25 protein-coding genes are annotated in these 17310 nt (G+C 68.9%); 7 read left to right on the top strand and 18 right to left on the bottom strand.

The genetic code is table 11. From position 1 onward, the window contains the following. The 12 genes from P1K31_RS04280 to P1K31_RS04230 all read right to left on the bottom strand — a co-directional run bounded on the left by P1K31_RS04280 (nt 1) and on the right by P1K31_RS04230 (nt 6235). Nucleotides 1-480, bottom strand: coding sequence for an Rpp14/Pop5 family protein (locus P1K31_RS04280; RefSeq protein WP_276305043.1), 480 nt, complete (start codon nt 478-480; stop codon nt 1-3). An 87-nt stretch (nt 481-567) separates the two neighbouring features. Beyond that, nucleotides 568-741: a hypothetical protein gene (locus P1K31_RS21845; RefSeq protein ID WP_368410880.1), complete on the bottom strand. Its 174-nt coding sequence runs from the start codon at nt 739-741 to the stop codon at nt 568-570. Further along, the gene (locus P1K31_RS04275) at nt 738-899 is read right to left on the bottom strand and encodes a hypothetical protein (protein ID WP_276305042.1); all 162 of its coding nucleotides are present in this window, start codon (nt 897-899) and stop codon (nt 738-740) included. Before P1K31_RS04275 ends, P1K31_RS21845 begins: the two co-directional genes overlap by 4 nt. 8 nt (nt 900-907) lie before the next feature. Continuing rightward, nucleotides 908-1222, bottom strand: a complete 315-nt coding sequence (locus P1K31_RS04270; RefSeq protein WP_276305041.1) for a DUF433 domain-containing protein — start codon at nt 1220-1222, stop codon at nt 908-910. A gap of 65 nt (nt 1223-1287) precedes the next feature. Beyond that, complete coding sequence (locus tag P1K31_RS04265) at nt 1288-1908, bottom strand: class I SAM-dependent methyltransferase (RefSeq protein ID WP_276305040.1); 621 nt, start codon at nt 1906-1908, stop codon at nt 1288-1290. Further along, nucleotides 1892-2587: an RNase P subunit p30 family protein gene (locus P1K31_RS04260; RefSeq protein ID WP_276305039.1), complete on the bottom strand. Its 696-nt coding sequence runs from the start codon at nt 2585-2587 to the stop codon at nt 1892-1894. Before P1K31_RS04260 ends, P1K31_RS04265 begins: the two co-directional genes overlap by 17 nt. Before the next feature lie 251 nt (nt 2588-2838). Continuing rightward, entirely contained in the window at nt 2839-3264 is a 426-nt protein-coding gene (locus tag P1K31_RS04255; protein ID WP_276305038.1) for an RNA-binding protein, read from the bottom strand. Between the two features lie 11 nt (nt 3265-3275). Then, on the bottom strand, nt 3276-3467 hold the full coding sequence (locus P1K31_RS04250) for a DUF1918 domain-containing protein (protein WP_276305037.1): 192 nt from the start codon (nt 3465-3467) through the stop codon (nt 3276-3278). Between the two features lie 110 nt (nt 3468-3577). Continuing rightward, on the bottom strand, nt 3578-4252 hold the full coding sequence (locus P1K31_RS04245) for a helix-turn-helix domain-containing protein (RefSeq protein WP_276305036.1): 675 nt from the start codon (nt 4250-4252) through the stop codon (nt 3578-3580). 67 nt (nt 4253-4319) lie between these two features. Continuing rightward, on the bottom strand, nt 4320-4724 hold the full coding sequence (locus tag P1K31_RS04240; RefSeq protein ID WP_276305035.1) for a DUF7344 domain-containing protein: 405 nt from the start codon (nt 4722-4724) through the stop codon (nt 4320-4322). An 86-nt stretch (nt 4725-4810) separates the two neighbouring features. After that, complete coding sequence (locus P1K31_RS04235; RefSeq protein WP_276305034.1) at nt 4811-5485, bottom strand: helix-turn-helix domain-containing protein; 675 nt, start codon at nt 5483-5485, stop codon at nt 4811-4813. A gap of 84 nt (nt 5486-5569) precedes the next feature. Beyond that, nucleotides 5570-6235 carry a helix-turn-helix domain-containing protein gene (locus tag P1K31_RS04230; protein ID WP_276305033.1) on the bottom strand — a complete coding sequence of 222 codons (666 nt, stop codon included), beginning with the start codon at nt 6233-6235 and terminating at the stop codon, nt 5570-5572. A 413-nt stretch (nt 6236-6648) separates the two neighbouring features. Between P1K31_RS04230 and P1K31_RS04225 the strand changes: the two genes are divergently transcribed. Further along, nucleotides 6649-7203, top strand: a complete 555-nt coding sequence (locus P1K31_RS04225; protein ID WP_276305032.1) for an NUDIX hydrolase — start codon at nt 6649-6651, stop codon at nt 7201-7203. A 47-nt stretch (nt 7204-7250) separates the two neighbouring features. Here the strand turns inward: P1K31_RS04225 and P1K31_RS04220 are convergent, their stop codons facing one another. The 5 genes from P1K31_RS04220 to pyrB form a co-directional block, all read right to left on the bottom strand. Further along, entirely contained in the window at nt 7251-7694 is a 444-nt protein-coding gene (locus P1K31_RS04220; protein ID WP_276305031.1) for a Zn-ribbon domain-containing OB-fold protein, read from the bottom strand. Continuing rightward, nucleotides 7691-8857 carry a thiolase C-terminal domain-containing protein gene (locus tag P1K31_RS04215; RefSeq protein ID WP_276305030.1) on the bottom strand — a complete coding sequence of 389 codons (1167 nt, stop codon included), beginning with the start codon at nt 8855-8857 and terminating at the stop codon, nt 7691-7693. The genes P1K31_RS04220 and P1K31_RS04215 overlap by 4 nt, the downstream gene beginning before the upstream one ends. Nucleotides 8858-8979: 122 nt before the next feature. Continuing rightward, entirely contained in the window at nt 8980-9807 is an 828-nt protein-coding gene (locus P1K31_RS04210) for a hypothetical protein (protein ID WP_276305029.1), read from the bottom strand. A 225-nt stretch (nt 9808-10032) separates the two neighbouring features. After that, nucleotides 10033-10488, bottom strand: a complete 456-nt coding sequence (gene pyrI / locus P1K31_RS04205; RefSeq protein ID WP_276305028.1) for an aspartate carbamoyltransferase regulatory subunit — start codon at nt 10486-10488, stop codon at nt 10033-10035. Beyond that, on the bottom strand, nt 10485-11390 hold the full coding sequence (gene pyrB / locus P1K31_RS04200; RefSeq protein ID WP_276305027.1) for an aspartate carbamoyltransferase: 906 nt from the start codon (nt 11388-11390) through the stop codon (nt 10485-10487). Before pyrB ends, pyrI begins: the two co-directional genes overlap by 4 nt. A gap of 82 nt (nt 11391-11472) precedes the next feature. On the opposite strand from pyrB, the gene P1K31_RS04195 reads away from it, so the two are divergent. The 3 genes from P1K31_RS04195 to P1K31_RS04185 all read left to right on the top strand — a co-directional run bounded on the left by P1K31_RS04195 (nt 11473) and on the right by P1K31_RS04185 (nt 13435). Further along, entirely contained in the window at nt 11473-12111 is a 639-nt protein-coding gene (locus P1K31_RS04195; protein WP_276305026.1) for a MinD/ParA family ATP-binding protein, read from the top strand. Between the two features lie 58 nt (nt 12112-12169). Further along, a complete protein-coding gene (locus P1K31_RS04190; RefSeq protein ID WP_276305025.1) occupies nt 12170-12796 on the top strand; it encodes an RAD55 family ATPase in 627 nt (208 codons plus the stop codon). Between the two features lie 312 nt (nt 12797-13108). Continuing rightward, entirely contained in the window at nt 13109-13435 is a 327-nt protein-coding gene (locus P1K31_RS04185) for a DUF7344 domain-containing protein (protein ID WP_276305024.1), read from the top strand. 92 nt (nt 13436-13527) lie between these two features. Here the strand turns inward: P1K31_RS04185 and P1K31_RS04180 are convergent, their stop codons facing one another. Beyond that, nucleotides 13528-14535 (bottom strand): FKBP-type peptidyl-prolyl cis-trans isomerase, encoded by a 1008-nt coding sequence (locus tag P1K31_RS04180; protein WP_276305023.1) that lies wholly within the window; start codon nt 14533-14535, stop codon nt 13528-13530. Between the two features lie 117 nt (nt 14536-14652). Between P1K31_RS04180 and cyaB the strand changes: the two genes are divergently transcribed. The 3 genes from cyaB to P1K31_RS04165 all read left to right on the top strand — a co-directional run bounded on the left by cyaB (nt 14653) and on the right by P1K31_RS04165 (nt 17299). Next, a complete protein-coding gene (cyaB, locus tag P1K31_RS04175) occupies nt 14653-15183 on the top strand; it encodes a class IV adenylate cyclase (protein WP_276305022.1) in 531 nt (176 codons plus the stop codon). Nucleotides 15184-15252: 69 nt separating this feature from the next. Next, nucleotides 15253-16458: a methionine adenosyltransferase gene (locus tag P1K31_RS04170; protein WP_276305021.1), complete on the top strand. Its 1206-nt coding sequence runs from the start codon at nt 15253-15255 to the stop codon at nt 16456-16458. Between the two features lie 373 nt (nt 16459-16831). After that, nucleotides 16832-17299: a DUF5804 family protein gene (locus P1K31_RS04165; RefSeq protein ID WP_276305020.1), complete on the top strand. Its 468-nt coding sequence runs from the start codon at nt 16832-16834 to the stop codon at nt 17297-17299. Nucleotides 17300-17310: the final 11 nt, after the last annotated feature.

The raw sequence follows: 17310 nt of genomic DNA, 5'->3' as shown, positions 1-17310 counted from the left end.
TTAGTTGAGATCGTGTCCTGTCGCCCCCGCGAACCCCGACTCGACCCGCACGTCGACGCGGTCGTTCCGCTCGACTGCGGGTCGCTCGGCGCCCTCGAACGCGACGGTGTTCTCCTCGGAAAGTTCCGGCGGGCGCCGTATATACCTTTCTTCGCAGGCCCGGACGGTCCCGCTGACGCCGCGGACGGTCACCCCCACGGGGTGACCGTCGACCTCGCGGACGCACGCGAGCACCGCCCGCCCCCGGCTCACCTCGCCGCGTCGGACCCGAACGACCGCGTATCCGGCGCCGTCCTCGAAGGCGAACCCGTAGACGCTCAGGTCGATCGCCGCGCTCCCCGCGTCGCCGACGAGGTTCTGCGCGGCGTACCACACCTCGCGCTGGAACGCCCCGCGGTCGAAATCGGCGTCCGGCCAGCCCTCGATGCCGACCCCGAGGTAGCGCCAGCGCGGGCGGAGGTGCTTCGGGAGGTGTCTCACGTCCCGGGGTCGGCGTCGACGGGGTTTAACCGCTCGGAATCGCGCAGCGAGCATCAGAATCGACGTGCGGACCGAGGAGGTGGAGGGTCAGAGCCAATCGCTGACGTACGCGACGTGGTCGGAGAGGTCCGGAATGGAACGGTCGATTCGGTGGACGGCACGTCTGACCTGTCCGCCTGTCCGAGTGACGTCGGCGATGATGACGACGCCGGAGTGGTCGTCCGCCGGTAGGTCGCTGAAGTCGGACTGATCTGCGGTCAGGAGAACGCGGTTCTCTCGGGATGCAACTGCCAGGACGTTCGCATCGGTACACTCACGCCGAGTTCCTCTACGTCAACGACACGAACGAGATCGTGTCCGTCGTCACGAAGCGCCTGAATCCACTCCGTCTCGACGTTTTCGTCCGCGAGAAGTTCCATCGGTTCCCTCAGTCGTGCCCGTCCGGGGTAACGCGGTTCGACGCGCTTCGCTGGCGTCTCTTCCGGTTTCGGGCCTCGATGTCGCGCATCTCGTCGGGGTTGCTGAAGGCGTAAGCGAGTGCGGCGTGGACCTCGGCGATCGATATATCGTACCCTGTAGCGATCGCTTCGGGCGTTTCGCCCCCCTCGACGTACCGCTGATAGACGTGATACACCCCGATGCGGTGGTTCTCGATACGCGGATCGCCCCCGAGTACGCCCTCAGTGTTCACTATTCTGGGCATCCTACCGCTCGATCCCGATCTGAAACCCGCTCCTGCCATTGTCCTGTCTCTCCTCTGCGCTCTACGAGAGCGAGTGAGGCGTAATAACCGTCCGGTTCAGTTCGTTACTCTCGCGCCTCGGCCCGCTCCGCCACGAGCACGCCGAACTGCTCATGGACCATCTCGACCGCGGTCAGCGCGAACCCGGCGTCGGTGAGCGCGTCCGCGAGCATCCCGACGGTGGCGGGGTCGTCCACCTCGGGGCTGTACAGCGGGTTCTCCGGGTCGGGCGACCCGAAGAACATCACGTCGCCGAGGACGAACCGCCGCGGGCCGAGCGCCGCGATCGTCTCGATCGCCTCGCGCTTCTCCTCGTCCGCCAGGTGGTGCATGGCGAAGTTCGAGACGACCACGTCGACCCGTCCGTCGTACGCGGGGTCGCGGAACGTCCCCCGCCCGAACTCCACGTTGTCGAGGCCCCGTTCGGCGGCCTTCTCGCGGGCGCGCTCCATCATCCCCTCGCTGATGTCGCGGCCGACCACGCGCCCCGCGCGTTCGGCGAGCGCCAGCCCGATGGCCCCCGTCCCGCAGCCGAGGTCGAGGACCACGTCCTCCGGTCCGGGGTCGGCGTGGTCGACGACGAGCGAGACGCACGCCCGGTACTCAGCGGTCTGGTTCTGCGAGTCGTCGTAGTCGGCGGCGATCTCGTCGAAGCGGTCGGCGTGTTCCTCAATCGTCCTCTTCATACCGACCACGTCGGACGCCCGGCTCAATGAACGAATCGGAGCGCCGCTCTCGGTTCCGGGCGGCGAGTCGACCCCACTCCCGGAGCCCCTCGCGGACCCACTCCGCGTCGAGGCCGATCACCTCGCCGACGGCGACGAGTTCGCGCGGCGCGCGCAGTTCGAGGTGTCCCCTCGCGTCGGCGCTCACCACGTGGGGGGCGTCGTACTTCCCGACGAGTTCGCGCAGCTTTCGCAGGTCCGCGATGGCCCGCACCCGCGGACCGCCGTCGGCGCGGAGCACCCGCGAGAGGTTGAACTCGACGCGGACGCCGTTCTCCGCGGCGGCCCGGGCGAGGACGTGGTTGACGTCGCCGCCGTCCATCGGGTGCGCGAGCACGTCCACGCGCTCGTCCTCGACGGCGAACCGGTTGAGCGGGCCGCCGTGGACGCAGACGATCGTGCGCCGCGCCCGGTGGCTCGTGACGAACCCGGCCGCCCGGGGGCGGCGGTCGGCGCGCACCTCCACCCCGTCGACGACGTCGATGCCGTACTCGTCGGCGATCGCCGCGGCGTCGTAGTCGGCCGTCGCGTCGCCGTGGTTGCGGACCACGAGCCCCTCGTACCCCTGCTCGGCGGCGGTCAGCGCCATGCGGGCGACCGTGCTCTCCCCGTCGGGGCGGACGTGAACGGCCTCGTACATACCCGCCGTTCACCCGTGGACGGTTTGACGGTTGTGTTCCGCGCGAAGAAAGGAACCGGCGTGCCGGGCCACACCGGGGCCGCCGCACCTCGTCACGGTGGTCACTTGACTTCACGGCGGCCGCCCGAAGTGAGGGACGACGGCCGAATAGTTACGAGTCGGCTACACCGTGAAAACGATCCTCAAGGTGACGTTTATCGAGGAGCCGTCGGACGCACGGGGACTCCTCCGGGGGTCCCGAAAGGATCGCGTTACAGTTCGGAGAGCGTCTCCCTCGCGTTCTCGACGGCGGCGTCCTTCTTCGCGGGGTAGGCCTCGACCTTCGCCCGGAACGAGATGCCCCTCCCGAGCGCGACGTCGCCGGCCAGCGCCCCCTGCTTGTCGAGGTAGAGGTAGAGTTCGCAGTCCTCGGTGACGCGTCGGTCGAGTTCGTCGAGGATCTCGTCGAGGTCGTCCGAGGTCGCCAGTCGCGACAGCACGTGACGGACGTCGTCGGCGTTCTCGACCCGCGCGGAGAGGACGACGATGCGGTCGCCGTGGTGGCCGACGCTCTCGGCGCGCTCGACCGGGAACTCCTCGGGGAGATACGTCCGGAGGGCGTCCTCGACGCGCCGGTCGTCCTCCGTCGCGTAGGCGAACGCCTGCAGGTCGACGTAGTGGAAGGGAACGCCCGACATCCGTCGTCGCGCTACTCCTCGTCTTCCGCGACGGCCTCCAGCGAGTCCTCCGCGACGCCCTGTTCCTGGCCGTCCTCGAAGCTCACCGTGTAGGTCGCGTTACCGAACATGTTCTCTACGACCTGCGTGACCGTCCCGGTCTCGCCGTCGAACTCGCTGTGCTGGTCGTGTAGAACGACGCGGTCGTCCTCTTCGAATGCCATAGGGGTGGTACCCGAGGACGGGACAAAAAGCCCGTGATTTGCCCGACGGACCCGCCGTCCGGCGGCGGACTATGGCCGTGCGGCCGACGCCGGCCGAAGGCCGGCGTCGATCAGTTCCCGTCGTCCCCGTCGCGCCCGGTCATCAGCGCGTTCTCGATGAGCGCCTCGTGGCCCCGCCGGAGGCGCTCGGAGAGTGCCTGGTGGGAGATGCCCATCTCGTCGGCGAGTTCGGCCGTGGTGACCTCGCGGGGGACCCCGTAGTACCCGCGCTCGAGCGCGGCGGTGAGCGTCTCCTGTTGCATCCTCGTCAGTCCCAGTCCCCCCTCCCGTCCCGAACCGTCGTCCATCCGATAGATCTTCGTGAACTCGAGTGCGAACCCGTTCTCCTCGCAGTACTCGTAGGTCTCGGAGAGCGCGCTGTGTCGGGGAAAGAGGACGCGAAAGCGCCACACGTCGCCCCGCCCGACGGCCGCGAGGACCGTCGCCTCCTCCTGTACGAGCATGTGGACGAGCGTCTGTATCCGGTCGATCCACTCCATCTGGTAGAGCTGCTCCCCGTCGCCATCGACCAGTCGTCTCAGGTTCTCCACGCTCGGATCGGCGTCGAGCGCGGCGGTGAGTTCGTCGCCGTCGGCACCACTGGCCCAGACGAACGGCATGACCCGATCCATGTCGTGGGCGACGAGGCGCTCGATCTCGAACACCACGTCGCCGAACGCCGCGAGCGTCTCGTGCAGCGCGAACTCGTCGGCCGGTATCTCCACCTCCGCAACTGTTCCCCCCATGATCCCAGAAGGATAGCCGAGGTGACCGTATATCGTCGTCGGTACGGCGACCGAACCGGCGAGACGTCTACGAGTTCGTCTCGCGCGCGTCGTCGACCAGCGTCGCCAGGTCGTGGAGCAGCGATTCGACGGCCGGATGCTCGGAGTACGAGACTCGCCCGCGTCGGGGGTCGTACTCTACGAGCCCCGCGTCGGCGAGTTTCGGGAGGTGCTCGTGGTGCAGTCGCAGGGCGAGTCGATCCCGACCGCCCTGCGTGGTGATCCCCGCCCCGCGGCCGGCGGAGTCGGACAGTCGCTCGCAGAGTTCGTCGAACGTGACGTCGTCCGCGGGGGCGTCGCTCAGGTAGGAGAGCACGCGCCGACGGTTCCCGTCGGCGAGCACGCGGAGTAACTCGTCGCGGGACGGTCGGGCGTCGAGGCGACCGTTCCCTCCGGCAGCGGCGATAGACCGATTCCGTTTGTCGGGGCCCATACCACGACCGGGCGCGCGTCGGGAATAGGCTCCGTCCTTGTCCCATCCAGTTATTCAAGTAGTTTAAAACGGTGTAACAAATCCGGTCAGTGTTCGATCGGTGGATCTCCGGAGGAGGTGTCGAGAACGCGTTCGAGGATCGCCCTGTTCCCGCGGCGGATGCGCTGTGAGAGCGCCTGTTGGGAGATGTCGAGTTCGTTCGCGAGGTCCGTCAGCGTGGTCTGGCTCGGCGTGTCGAAGTACCCGCGGTGGAGCGCGAGGAGGAGCGCCTTCCGCTGTTCCGGGGTGACGTCGACGATGTCCCGCTCGAGGATCGGATCGTTCAGCGAGTAGATGCGGCCGAGTGAGTAGGATACCTCGCCGTCGAGACAGATGTTGTGAAACTCGGAGAGCCGCTCGTGGGACGGGAACAGGAGGCGAAAGTCCCAGTTCTCGTCGCTCTGCGTGTGTGCCTGGAGGATGACGGCGTCCGTCGCGGCCAGTCCGTCGAGGAACCCCAGTTTCGGTTCGTTCCACTGTACTGAGTATAGCACCCGGTTGTCGAGTCGCTCGAGCACGGTGAGTTCGTCGACGTACTCGCTCTCCACGACCCGGCTCTCGAACGCCTCCAGGTCGCCGTTCTTCGCCCAGAAGAGCGGCAGCGGACCCTTGCGGAGTGGGACGATTCGCTCGAACTCGACCCGAACGTCCCGCGTGTCGCGGAGGATCGCGCCGAGAGGAAAGTGTGACGGCGAGAGGGAAATTTCGGCGATGACGACCATTGACGCGAACCGTCACCTGCCGGGGAGATTTGTCTCCGCCTTGTTGGGACAAGGAGTTTAAATATCCGAAGCCCGGCGTCCGCCTCACTCGGCGTCCGACGGCGTCCCCACGAGGACCTGCTCGAGGATCGCCCTGTTCCCGCGCCGGATGCGCTGTGACAGCGCCTGTTGAGAGATGCCGAGTTCCCTCGCGAGTTCGGTGAGGGTCACCCGGCTCGGGATGTCGAAGTATCCGCCCTCGAGCGCCAACTGGAGGGCCTCCCGCTGTTCGTCCGTGAGCGTGACCGCCGGCCGGTCGAGGCCCGCTTCCGACAGCGCGTGGACGCGGCCGAGCGTGTACGTGAGATCGAGATCGTGACAGAAATTGTGGAAGCTCGAGAACTTCTCGTGGGAGGAAAACAGGAGGCGAAAGTCCCAGCTGTCGTCGTCGTGACCGTGAGCCCGCAGGATGAGCGCTTCGGTCGCCGCGAGTCCGTCGATGAATCCCGTCGCCTCGCTGCTCCAGGTGACCGAATACAGGGACCGCCCGTCCACCCGCTGGAGCAGGGTGAACGCGCTGACGTCGTCGCTCCGCCGAAGCCGACGCTCGAACGCCTCCATGTCGCCCCCCCACGCCCAGAGGATGGGGAGGACGCCGTCGTCGATCGGGACGACCCGTTCGAACTCGATGTGGAGGTCTCGGTCGGCAGTGAGGAGTGTGCCCAGGGGGAAGCTGTTAGGCGGCAGGGCGACTTCGCCGATGACGGCCATGCACTACGTAGGCGGCCAGCAACGCTGTAAAGGTTCCCCCGACCGCCGCTTTCCTCGACGGTCGCTCCCCCGACGGCCGCACTGCCCCCCGATCCGGTACGAACTCTCTACCCGCTCCGACGCCCGGATGCGACCGAGGACGCGTCACGACCGTACTCTTTCTAAGCTGGTTAAGATCTCATTACCGGTCACGTCGTCTTTTATAGAACATCCGTCGTTGTCACCTCGGCGGCCATCGTCGCGCCGCCCGCTTTCCGCCCTGCGGGGTCGCGTACCCCGGTCGCACGCCCTCGAACGGGCTCGTCGGATCGGTCCGACGTCGAGGGGAGATCGGGTCCGACCGATAGAATATTCCGGCCACTCGACGTACCCGGGACGATGAACGACGACGGAACGACAGCGAGGTGTCCGCCGTGACGCTCGACGAGCTGTGGTTCCTCGCCGACCGTGCGACCCAGCGCGCGGAACGGGCGTACCACCGCCTGCGCGAGCGCGACGGCGACTGCCTCGAGTTCACCCGCCAGCGCGTCGTGTCCCGACGCCGGTTCGAGACGCTCGCCGAGCGCATCCGCGCGACCGGGGCCCCCTACGGCGCTCACTCGGTCGTCCACCGCGAGTCGGGGGAACTCCTGCTCGTCCGCCACGAGGGGGTCGACATGTGGGTCCTCCCGGGCGGCGGCGTCGACGGCGACGAGTCCTTCCGCGAGACGGCCCGCCGCGAACTCGGCGAGGAGGCCGGCGTCGAGGTGACCTACGAGGGGCTGGCGATGCTCACGCGCGTCGAACTCCTCCACGGCGACTACCGGACGTGGGGCGTCCTCCCGGTGTTCGCCGCCCGGGCGGAGACGGTCGAGCCGACGGTGTCGGACCCCGACGAGGAGATCAGCGAGGCCCGCTGGTTCGCGGACCTCCCCGCGGACACGCGCGATCGAGAGGAACTGCTCGCCTGGCGTGCCGAGGCGCTGTGACCGCGCCGCGGACCGAGGACGCATAGCGCACCACGCGCCGGTTCGCGTCAGGCGGGTTCGAACACGTGGATCGGCCAGCCGTCCTCGTAGGAGAGCGCCGCCGCCCGCTCCGCGTCGGTGGGCTCTCGAACGGCGAGTTCGACCCGCGAACCGATCCCGACCGCGTCGTACGGCGCGTCCACCCGACCGGTGAGGCGCGCGCCGGAGTCCAGTTCGACGACCGCGACGGTGTACGGCGCGAGGTCGGCGAAGGCCGGCGGCGGCGTCCGGACCTCGGTGTGGGAGACGACCGTCCCGGAGCGCGGCTGTTCCTCGACGGCGACCGCCCGCCCGCCGCAGGCGTAGCAGGCTGGGCGCGGGGGAACGAGCGCGGTCCCACAGTCCTCGCAGGTCGCGCCGAGCAGCCGCCCGTCGGCGAGCGCCGCGAAGAACCCCGGCAGGGTGAACGGGCTGTCGGCGTCGAGGTCGTCGGGCGCGAGCGGCCCGGTCATGGCGCGGTCACCACGTGCGAGACGGTCACGGCGTCGGCGACGCCGCCCTCGTTGACCAGGAGCGCAGTCGTGACGTCCTCGACCTGCCGGTCGCCCGCCCGGCCGGTGAGCTGTTCGTACGCCTCGACGGCCTGGGCGATCCCCGTCGCGCCGATGGGGTGGCCGCGCGCCTTCAGCCCGCCGCTCGTGCTGAGGCGCACGTCGGTCCAGCCGTCGGAGCGCTCGGCCGGGTCGAGGGCGCTCTCGTAGCCCAGCCCACGCGGGGCGAACCCGACCGCCTCCGAGAGGAGCGCCTCGCAGACGGTGAACGCGTCGTGGACCTCCGCGACGTCGACGTCCTCGGGACCGACGCCCGCCTCCCCGTAGGCCCGCTCGGCGGCGACGTTCGCCCCCTCGACGAAGGTCAGGTCCCGCTCGGCGACGCTGATGTTGTTCGCGGCCGCCCCGACGCCCGCCACCCGAACCTGCTCGTCGCGGGGCGCGAGGTCGTCCGCGAGCTCCGGCGTGGTCACGAGCGCGACGGCCGCCCCGTCGGAGACGGGCGCGCAGTCGAACAGCTTCAGCGGCGGCGCGATGTAGTTCGACTCGAGGACGGCGTCGAGGTCGATCTCCCGCCGGAACTGCGCCCGGGGGTTGTCGGCCGCGTTCCGGTGGTTCTTCACGGCGATGCGCGCGAGGTCCGCCTCGGTCGCGTCGTGCTCGTGTAGGTACCGCTGGGCGAGCAGCGCGTACTGGCTGGGCGCGGTGATCCCCGAGCGCTGTTCGAGCGCGCGGTCGAACGCCGCCGAGAGGGCGTCGGTCGCGCCGGCCGTCCCGCCGGCGGTCATCTTCTCGACGCCGCAGGCGAGGACGGCCTCGTGGGTTCCCCGGCGCACGTCCTCGACCGCGTGGCGGAGCGCGAGCGCCCCGGCGGCGGCGCACCCCTCGACGCGCTCGGCGGGGACGTTCCGCAACCCCGCCCACTCCGCGAGGAGCGTCCCGTACATGATCTGGTGCTCGTACGCCTCCGACTGGTTGCCGACGTAGAGGGCCTCCACCACCTCCGCGGGGTCGGGGAGTCCCTCGAACGCCTCCGCCAGCGCGACCGAGAAGAGGTCCCGGCCGGGCAGGTCGGTGCGACCGATCGGCGAACAGCCGACCGCGACGATCCGTGGGTCTGGCATGCGTGCACACTGCACGAGCATCGCCAAATCGTTTCGCCCCCGCCGCGGCGTTTCGTCCGGTTCGAGCGACTGTCACCGGACCCGACCGGGTAAATAGTCCCCTACTCGGGACGGATCCCCCGCTACTCCGGACCGAACGTCTCTCCCGGGCGCGCGTCGGCGTCCATCCGCCGGAGGGCGGCGCGGGCGTTCGCCGCGTCGTAGCCGAACAGCACGTCCTTCGAGTAGGCGTCCGCCACCTCGCTCGCCTTGATCAGGCGGTCGACGTCGACGTTCACGGCGTACAGTTCGATCGAGAACGGCGTCACCAGCTCGTCGACGAAGCCCGTGGCGATCACCTCGAGCCAGTAGGTCGTCGAGTACGCCATGTCGTAGATCGGGACGACGAACTCGTCCACGTACTCGTCGAGGGCGGCGGGGTCGAGCCCGGCGCGCTCGCGGAGGTGCCCGGGGTACGGATCGGGGTAGAGCGTGAGGTGGAGGCGGCCGGGCACGCGCTCGCGCGCCTCGGCGACGAACTCCTCGATGACGTGCGCGCGCCACTCGAAGCGATCCTCGAAGTCGCTCCCTTCGAACTCCCGCGCACACCGATCGCAGAAGCAGTACTCCGGGCGGGGAAAGCCCACGTCGTCGAGGCGAACGTCCGGCGAGACCGCCGCGCAGTCCTCGATCGTCTCCAGCAGCCCCTCGCGGTAGCCCTCGTGGGTCGGACAGACGTAGGACCAGTCGAAGAACCGGCGCTCGCGCGTGGCGGGCTGGCCCTCGTCGTTCACCGGCAGGAGGTCCGGTTCGGCCCGCGTCGCGGCGTTGTCCGCGAAGCAGGAGACCATGTTCACCGCGCCGGAGACGGGCTCCGAGGCGCGCCCGGAGACGTCCTTCGCCTCGTAGAACCGCCGGTCGAACTCCTCCCACTCCAGCTCTGGCGGGTTGCGCGTGACGACGCCGTACATGTCCCCCGCTTTCGCGGGGGTACGCCTAAGTGGTTCGTTCGGCGGGGATCGCACCCCCGGAGAGGGGGCGTGTCCGAAGGAGTCGGGGATCGTTCGTCTACCGCTTCGCGTAGAACGCGACGGCGATGGCGACCAGTGCGACGAGTGCGAGTACTTTCTTGGACATCGATCGATCGGTCACCGCGACGGACCATAGTCTTTCTCCCTGGCCCGGCGGAGCGGGCGTCACCCGATGTGGTCCGCGATGTCCCGCCGGATGATCGTGTCGCAGTACGCACACCGGACGCCGGCGTCGAGGACCTCGAAGGCGGACGCTACCGGTTCGTCGCCCGTCGTGATGCAGTTGGGGTTCGGGCAGGCGAGCACGCCCTCGACGCGCTCCGGGCGGACGACGCGGTTCTTCTCGATCACCTCGTAGTCGCGGACGATGTTGATCGAGGCGGCGGGCGCGATGAGCGAGATGACGTCCACCTCCGCCTGGCTCAGCTCGCGCCCCTCGACCTTCACGATGTCCTTCCGGCCGAGCTTGTCGCTCGGGACGTTCATCCCGACGCTGACCGTCTCGCCGGCGGAGCCGTCGATGCCGAGGATGGCGAGCACCTTGAGCGCCTGCCCGCCGGGGACGTGGTCGATGACGGTCCCGTTTCGGATCTTGGAGACGCGGAGCGTGTCGTCGCTCATCGGTCGTCACCTCCGAGCATCGCATCGAGCAGCGCCATCCGGACGGGGACGCCGTTGTGCGCCTGCTCGAAGTACTTCGCGCGGGTCGTGTCGTCCACGTCGGCCGAGATCTCGTCCACCCGGGGGAGCGGGTGCATCACGACGAGGTCATCGCGGGCGGCGGCGAGCGTCCCCTCGTCGATGCGGTACTGCCCCGCGACGGCGCGGTACTCGTTCTCGTCGGGGAAGCGCTCGCGCTGGATGCGCGTCACGTAGAGCACGTCGAGCGCCGGGAGCACCTCCTCCAGGTCGGTGTGTTCGCGGACCTTCGCCCCCGCCTCGTGGAGGTCGTAGCGCACCGAGCGCGGCAGCCGAAGGCTCTCGGGGCTGACGAAGTGCTGGCGGGCGTCGAAGTTCGTGAGCGCGGACGCGAGCGAGTGGACCGTCCGGCCGTACTTCAGGTCGCCCATGATCCCGATGGTGAGGTCGTCCAGTCCCGCGTTCTCCCGGATCGTGTAGAGGTCGAGCAGCGTCTGGGTGGGGTGCTGTCCGGCCCCGTCGCCCGCGTTGATGAGCGGGACGTCGACGAACTCGCTCGCCATCTTCGCCGCTCCCTCGCTCGGGTGCCGGAGGACGATCGCGTCGGCGTACCCCTCGACGACGCGCACCGTGTCGGCGAGCGTCTCTCCCTTCTTGATCGAGGAGGCCTCGACGGAGCCCATGTCGACGGTGGTCCCGCCGAGGCGCTTCATCGCGGTGTCGAAGCTCATCTTCGTCCGGGTACTCGGCTCGAAGAACAGGAGCGCGAGGATCGCGTCGCCGTGGTCCGGCGGATCGTCCGCGATGGTCGCGGCACGGTCGAGCACGGCCTCGATGTCGTCCCGCGAGAGCTGTTTCGCGCTTATCAGGTGGTCGTGCCGCATCAGTTGCAAACCGGACACCGAACGGCTTGAATCTCCCGAACCGAGCCGTAGGTTCATATAGCGTGACGGGACCAGCGTCGGTATGCTGGCGGTCGCAGGCGGGAAGGGCGGCGTCGGGAAGACGACTACGGCGCTCGGTCTCGCGGACGCGCTCGCACGGGAGGCGGGGCGAGCCGTGGCCGTGGACGCCGACAGGGAGATGCCGGACCTCGCGCGCGCCGCCGGGCTCTGCGAGGTCGGCCCGCGCGACGCGCCGGAGGCGGGCGTCGCCGCCCTCGCCGCCGGACGCACCCCGGCGGAGGCGGGTCGTCCCCTCCCCTCGAACCCCGACGTGACCGTCGTCTCGACCCGACGCTGCTCGGCGGCGACCCTCCGACGCGGCCTCTCGGTCACGTCGGGGACGGCCGCGCCCGTCGTGGTCGACTGTCCGGCGGGAGCCGGTCGCGCCGCCGCGCTTCCGCTCCTGTGTGCGGACCGCGCGCTCGTCGTCTCGACGCCGACGCCGGCCAGCCTCCGGGACGCGGCGAAGACGGTCGCGATGGCCGAGGCGCTCGACACCCGCGTCGTCGGCGCGGTGCTGACGCGGTGCGACGACGCCCCGCGCAACGCGTCGCGCCTGCTCTCGTGTCCGATCCGCGGTTGCGTCCCCGCGGCCCCCTCACCCCGCTCGAATCGCGACGCAAGGGCGGCGTACGCCCGGATCGCCGGATATTTCACCTGATATTTTCGCGACCAAAACAGCTATACATACACGGAATCGTGATCTATAATAGATCGAGATGGTACAGAGGTTGCGAACGGGCGTCGAGGTTCTCGACCGCAAGCTCGGCGGCGGTATCCCCACCGGGAGCCTCGTCGCCCTCTGCGCGCAACCCGCGAGTCAGGCGGAGCTGTTCCTCCACGAACTCACCGCGATGCGCGGGACGCTCTACGTCACGCTCGGGCGCACGGAGGCGGCGGTCGCGGACAGCATCCAGAACTCGCCGACGCGGACGGGGACTCCCACGATCCGTCACGTCACGGGCGACGCGCCCATCGACAACGCGGCGAAATTCGTCAGCGCGCTCCCGGAGGCCTCGAACCTCATCGTCGATCCGGCGGACGTGCTCGAGCGCCACGACGCGGATCGCTACCGGAACTTCCTGAACGAGGTCCAGAACCACCTCCAGAACACCGGGAGCATGGCGGTGTTCTACTGTCTGGACGGGATCGCCGTCCCCCCGGGGCGCGACACGACGCGACACATGGCTGACGTGGTCTTCGACCTCGAGACGCACGTCGGAAGCGACGAGATCGAGAACCGCCTCACCGTGCCGAAGTTCCGGGGCGGGCGCGCGCTCACGGACGTGGTGAAACTCGGGCTCGCGGAGGAGGTCACGATCGACACGAGCCGAGACATTGCGTGAGCCGGACCGGTCGCCACGCGCCCGCCAGCCCCCTGTCGGCGGCCGTGGTAGTCCCGGACGAGCGTGTGTCACGGTAGCGCCAACGTTACGCGGCTCTTACCCCGGCCCGTCGGGGGGTTCGGGGATGAAACGACCCCCTCGTCCCCGGCGCTCCTGTTGAAATGTTAGCGTTACGTGACTCTCGGTCAGCCCCTCCTAAACGAAAAAACCGGCGCACGTGAACGGGGTGAAACGGTCCGAAACTCCGCGGGACCGTGCGGAACGTACTCGCAGTGATATAACGATGCACGTCCCTGATGAGGACGAGTACACATGGACGATGTCACGAGGGGGTTACTGGCAAACCACCGGCGGCGGTACGTGCTCTCGTACCTGGACGACCGCTCGGGCGAGGCGGTTTCGGTCGCCGACCTCGCCAGCCAGGTCGTCGCCCGGGAGCTGGTCATGGGACCGACGCCGGTGGATCCGGAATCGGTCGAGGTCACGCTCACGCACGTCCACCTGCCCAGGCTGGACGACGCGGGCGTGATCGAGTACGATCGGGACGCTGATACGGTCCGCCGGCAGCGCCCGGAGGACCAGGAGGTGGTCCTCGAGGACAGCACCGTGCGCGTACCACAGGAAGGCAGCTCCGCGTAGAACCGGTTCGATCTCGTCTCTCTTTCGCCGTCCCGGCCGACACAGCGTAGTGGGACCGCCGTCGGAGGGCGGGCCGCCGGGGGAGAGTCGAGTTACTCCCCGGCGCTCTCGCCGCCGTCGCCCTCTTCTCCGCCCTCGAGTTCCTCGACGATCTCGTCCGCGTCCACGTCGGCCTCCTCGAGCGCGGCCTCGAGGTCGGCACCGCCGGCACCGCCCATGCCGCCCATCATGCCGCCGAGACCGCCCATGCCGGCGGACGCGTTGTCGATGGTCTCCTGAATGATCACGCGGTCGAGGTCGACCTGCTCCATGATCTGCTGGGCGATCTGCTGCTTCTGGAACATCCACTGCTGGTTGAACGAGAGCTGCGGGCTGGCCTCGACGTAGAGCGTCTCCTTCTCGACCGTGACGGTCTCGAACTCGGGTTCGGTTTCGCCCTCCCCGTCCTCCTCGCCCTCCTCGTCCTCGTCGGGTTCGACCAGCTGCTCCTCCTCGACCTCGTCGGTCTGGATGTGCATCTCGAGGTCGGCGTCGAGGTACATGTCGAACAGGCCCTTCGTGCGCTCGAGTTTGTCCTCGACGACGTCGACGATCTCGTACTCGTACTCGATGTCCTCGCCGGCGAGCGGGTGGTTGAAGTCGACGCGCGCGCGGCCGCCGATGATCGTCTCGAGGTACCCCTGCTCCCCGTCGACGTTCACCTGCGCCCCGGGGTAGCGGTCGTCCTCGGGGATCTTCTCGGCGCTGACCGTGCGCACGTTCTCCTGGTCGTACTCGCCGAAGGCCTCGGCGGCCGGGACGGTCACGGAGCCGGAGTCGCCGACCTCCTTGCCGACGACGTCCTCCTCGACGGCCTCGAAGATGTGACCGGCCCCGAGGACGACGACGCGGGGTTCGAACTCGCGGCCCTCGGTCTCGATGCCCTCCTCCTCCGCGACCTCCTCGTCAGTCGTGTCGACCAGTTGATCGCCCTCGACGGTCCGGGCGGTGTAGGCGAGTCGGACGAAGTCGCCGTCCCCCAGCCCCTCGGCCTCGGCCTCCGTTTCGGCCTCCTCGGCCTCGGTCTGCTCCTGGTCCGTCTCCTCGGGTTCGTCGCTCATACCGAACACGTCCTCTCGAAGCGCCCTTAATAACCACGTTTCGAGGAGGCCAGTGAGTCGCTGTACCACGGCGGGCGGCCCGGGCGGTTTTTACCGTCCGCGGCCCCGTCTCCGCGTATGTACGAGGTCGAGGTGAAGTTCCCGGCGGACCACGGGCGGCTCCGGCGACGACTCGACGAACTCGACGCCGTCCACGAGGCGACCGTCGAGCAGCGGGACACCTACTACGACGCACCGCACCGCTCCTTCGCCGAGACCGACGAGGCCCTCCGCATCCGTCGGGTGCGACGGGACGGGACGACCGACGCCCGCATCGCCTACAAGGGCCCGCTCGTGGACGAGGCCTCGAAGACCCGCGAGGAGGTGGAGACGGGCGTCGAGGACGGCGAGACGATGGCCGCGGTTCTCGACCGTCTCGGGTTCTCGGCGGTCGCCACCGTCGAGAAGCGCCGGGCGGTGTACGCCCTCGACGGGTACGCGGTCGTCCTCGACGCGGTGGAGGGTCTGGGCGAGTTCGTGGAGGTCGAGCGCGAGAGCGCCGACGTGGCCGCTACCCGCGAGGGCGCGTTCGACCTGTGTCGGGAACTCGGCCTCGACCCCGACGATCAGATACGCGCGTCGTACCTCGAACTGCTCCTCGGCGAATAACCGATGCGCATATTTACGGCCATCGTGGTTTCCGTAAGTTATACGGCCGGAGCCGGTGAAGGGGGGTCAATGAGTCATCGAAACATCCGCGTCGAGCCGATGGCCGGGCTCGCCGTCGAGGATCAGGCGGTGGAGATCGTCGAGCGAAAGGGACTCGGCCACCCCGACTCCATCTGTGACGGGGTCGCCGAACACGTCTCGCAGGCGCTCGCCCGCGAGTACCTCGACCGCGTCGGGACGGTCCTCCACTACAACACCGACGAGACTCAGCTCGTCGCCGGGTCGGCCGCGCCGGCCTTCGGCGGCGGCGAGACCATCGAACCGATCTACCTGCTCATCGTCGGCCGCGCCACGAAGGAGTACGAGGGGACGAAGATACCCACCGAGACGACCGCGCTGCGCGCCGCCCGCGAGTACCTCTCGACGCACTTTCCCGAACTCGAGTTCGGGACGGACGTCGTCGTCGACGTAGAACTCGGCGAGGGGTCCGGCGACCTCCAGGAGGTCTTCGGCGACGAGGGGCGCAGCGTCCCGATGGCCAACGACACGAGCTTCGGGGTCGGACACGCCCCCCTCACCGAGACCGAGGAGATCGTCCTCAACGCCGAGCGCCGGTTGAACGCCGAGTACGCGAGCGACCACCCCGAACTCGGACAGGACATCAAGGTGATGGGCAAGCGCGAGGGCGACCGCATCGACGTGACGGTCGCCGCAGCGATGATCGACGCCTACGTCGACGGCCTGGCCGACTACCGCGACGCGGTGGCGGGCGTCCGCGAGTTCGTCCTCGACGTCGCCGCCGACTACACGGACCGTGAGGTCGAGATACACGTCAACACGGCCGACGACTACGACCAGGGAGCCATCTACCTCACGACGACCGGCACCTCGGCGGAACAGGGTGACGACGGCTCGGTGGGTCGGGGCAACCGCGCCAACGGCCTCATCACCCCCAACCGCTCGATGAGCATGGAGGCCACGAGCGGCAAGAACCCCGTCAACCACATCGGGAAGATCTACAACCTCCTCTCGACGCAGATCGCCCGCGCCGTCGTCGCGGAGGTCGGCGGCATCCGCGAGATCCGCGTCCGCCTGCTCTCCCAGATCGGCCAGCCCATCGACGACCCGCACGTCGCCGACGCGGCGCTCGTCACCGAGGCGGGCGTCGAGGTCGCGGACATCCAGGCCGACGTCGAAGCCGTCATCGATCGCGAACTCGCGGACGTGACATCGATCACCGAGCGCGTGATCGCCGGCGAACTCGCGACGTTCTAAGAACCACCTTTTTAGAGGGGGTCCTCGGCGCTCGCGGAGCGAGCGCCTCGAACCCCCACCAAAAATCTGCATTGTTGGACGCTTCGCGTCCAACAGGCTTCCAGAACCGACGGGCGGCGGTTCTGGAAGGACTAAAAAGGCGCGCCTCGCTCCGCTCGGCGCGTGAACCGCTCGCTCCCTGCGGTCGCTCGCGGACGCTTCGATATCGGCGATCCACTCCGACGAGTTTCGCGCCGTCTCTTTGGTTATCGTATCGCGGCTCGCGGGTGCGGAACTGCGAGCGTACAGTATCTTTGACCGGGGCGCGCCGCATCTCGCACCCCGCCACGCCGCGTAACGAAACCGATTTCCCGCGTCTACGTCGAGTACGCCCATGACCACGGTCTGTCTCCTCGGGGCGGACGACTGCGACCTCCGCTACGAGCTGCTCTCCCGGGAGACCTCGCGCGAAGCGCTCTCGACCTACCGGCTGAACCGGCCGTTCGAGAACAGCGTCGCCGTCGAGACCATCAGCCTCGGGAGCGCCGTCTCGCTGCTCAACGACCTCGACTGGTACCTCGTCCGGTTCGCGGAGGCGGCGCTCGTGCTCGAACCCTCGGTTAGCGGGGCGGAGTGGCTCTCCCGCGCGCTCGCGGAGGCCGTCCGCGAGGGGAGCGTCCCTCCAGAGGAGTCGGGCCGATACCTGATGGTCTACGGCCTCGAAACCGCCGAGGACGGCGCGGCGCGACCGGTCGAACCGATGTACGTCACCCGCACCGGGCCGCAGCTACCCGAGTACGACCTGCGGGAGGTCGAGGAGACGATGGTCGTGCGCATCACCGAGGACGAGTTCGGCGGGTGAGGGTCGGCCGA

The sequence above is a fragment of the Halomarina halobia genome, assembly GCF_029338575.1.
GTDB lineage: Archaea > Halobacteriota > Halobacteria > Halobacteriales > Haloarculaceae > Halomarina > Halomarina halobia.
The sequence above is the reverse complement of the archived record's forward strand: the minus strand, read 5'-3'. Positions and strand labels throughout refer to the sequence as shown.

Coding starts and splice junctions, on each gene's coding strand:
- P1K31_RS04275 (WP_276305042.1), bottom strand. CDS start 899: ATGGAACTTCTCGCGGACGAAAACGTCGAGACGGAGTGGATTCAGGCG.
- P1K31_RS04270 (WP_276305041.1), bottom strand. CDS start 1,222: ATGGCAGGAGCGGGTTTCAGATCGGGATCGAGCGGTAGGATGCCCAGA.
- P1K31_RS04265 (WP_276305040.1), bottom strand. CDS start 1,908: ATGAAGAGGACGATTGAGGAACACGCCGACCGCTTCGACGAGATCGCC.
- P1K31_RS04260 (WP_276305039.1), bottom strand. CDS start 2,587: ATGTACGAGGCCGTTCACGTCCGCCCCGACGGGGAGAGCACGGTCGCC.
- P1K31_RS04255 (WP_276305038.1), bottom strand. CDS start 3,264: ATGTCGGGCGTTCCCTTCCACTACGTCGACCTGCAGGCGTTCGCCTAC.
- P1K31_RS04250 (WP_276305037.1), bottom strand. CDS start 3,467: ATGGCATTCGAAGAGGACGACCGCGTCGTTCTACACGACCAGCACAGC.
- P1K31_RS04245 (WP_276305036.1), bottom strand. CDS start 4,252: ATGGGGGGAACAGTTGCGGAGGTGGAGATACCGGCCGACGAGTTCGCG.
- P1K31_RS04240 (WP_276305035.1), bottom strand. CDS start 4,724: ATGGGCCCCGACAAACGGAATCGGTCTATCGCCGCTGCCGGAGGGAAC.
- P1K31_RS04235 (WP_276305034.1), bottom strand. CDS start 5,485: ATGGTCGTCATCGCCGAAATTTCCCTCTCGCCGTCACACTTTCCTCTC.
- P1K31_RS04230 (WP_276305033.1), bottom strand. CDS start 6,235: ATGGCCGTCATCGGCGAAGTCGCCCTGCCGCCTAACAGCTTCCCCCTG.
- P1K31_RS04220 (WP_276305031.1), bottom strand. CDS start 7,694: ATGACCGGGCCGCTCGCGCCCGACGACCTCGACGCCGACAGCCCGTTC.
- P1K31_RS04215 (WP_276305030.1), bottom strand. CDS start 8,857: ATGCCAGACCCACGGATCGTCGCGGTCGGCTGTTCGCCGATCGGTCGC.
- P1K31_RS04210 (WP_276305029.1), bottom strand. CDS start 9,807: ATGTACGGCGTCGTCACGCGCAACCCGCCAGAGCTGGAGTGGGAGGAG.
- pyrI (WP_276305028.1), bottom strand. CDS start 10,488: ATGAGCGACGACACGCTCCGCGTCTCCAAGATCCGAAACGGGACCGTC.
- pyrB (WP_276305027.1), bottom strand. CDS start 11,390: ATGCGGCACGACCACCTGATAAGCGCGAAACAGCTCTCGCGGGACGAC.
- P1K31_RS04195 (WP_276305026.1), top strand. CDS start 11,473: ATGCTGGCGGTCGCAGGCGGGAAGGGCGGCGTCGGGAAGACGACTACG.
- P1K31_RS04190 (WP_276305025.1), top strand. CDS start 12,170: ATGGTACAGAGGTTGCGAACGGGCGTCGAGGTTCTCGACCGCAAGCTC.
- P1K31_RS04185 (WP_276305024.1), top strand. CDS start 13,109: ATGGACGATGTCACGAGGGGGTTACTGGCAAACCACCGGCGGCGGTAC.
- P1K31_RS04180 (WP_276305023.1), bottom strand. CDS start 14,535: ATGAGCGACGAACCCGAGGAGACGGACCAGGAGCAGACCGAGGCCGAG.
- cyaB (WP_276305022.1), top strand. CDS start 14,653: ATGTACGAGGTCGAGGTGAAGTTCCCGGCGGACCACGGGCGGCTCCGG.
- P1K31_RS04170 (WP_276305021.1), top strand. CDS start 15,253: ATGAGTCATCGAAACATCCGCGTCGAGCCGATGGCCGGGCTCGCCGTC.
- P1K31_RS04165 (WP_276305020.1), top strand. CDS start 16,832: ATGACCACGGTCTGTCTCCTCGGGGCGGACGACTGCGACCTCCGCTAC.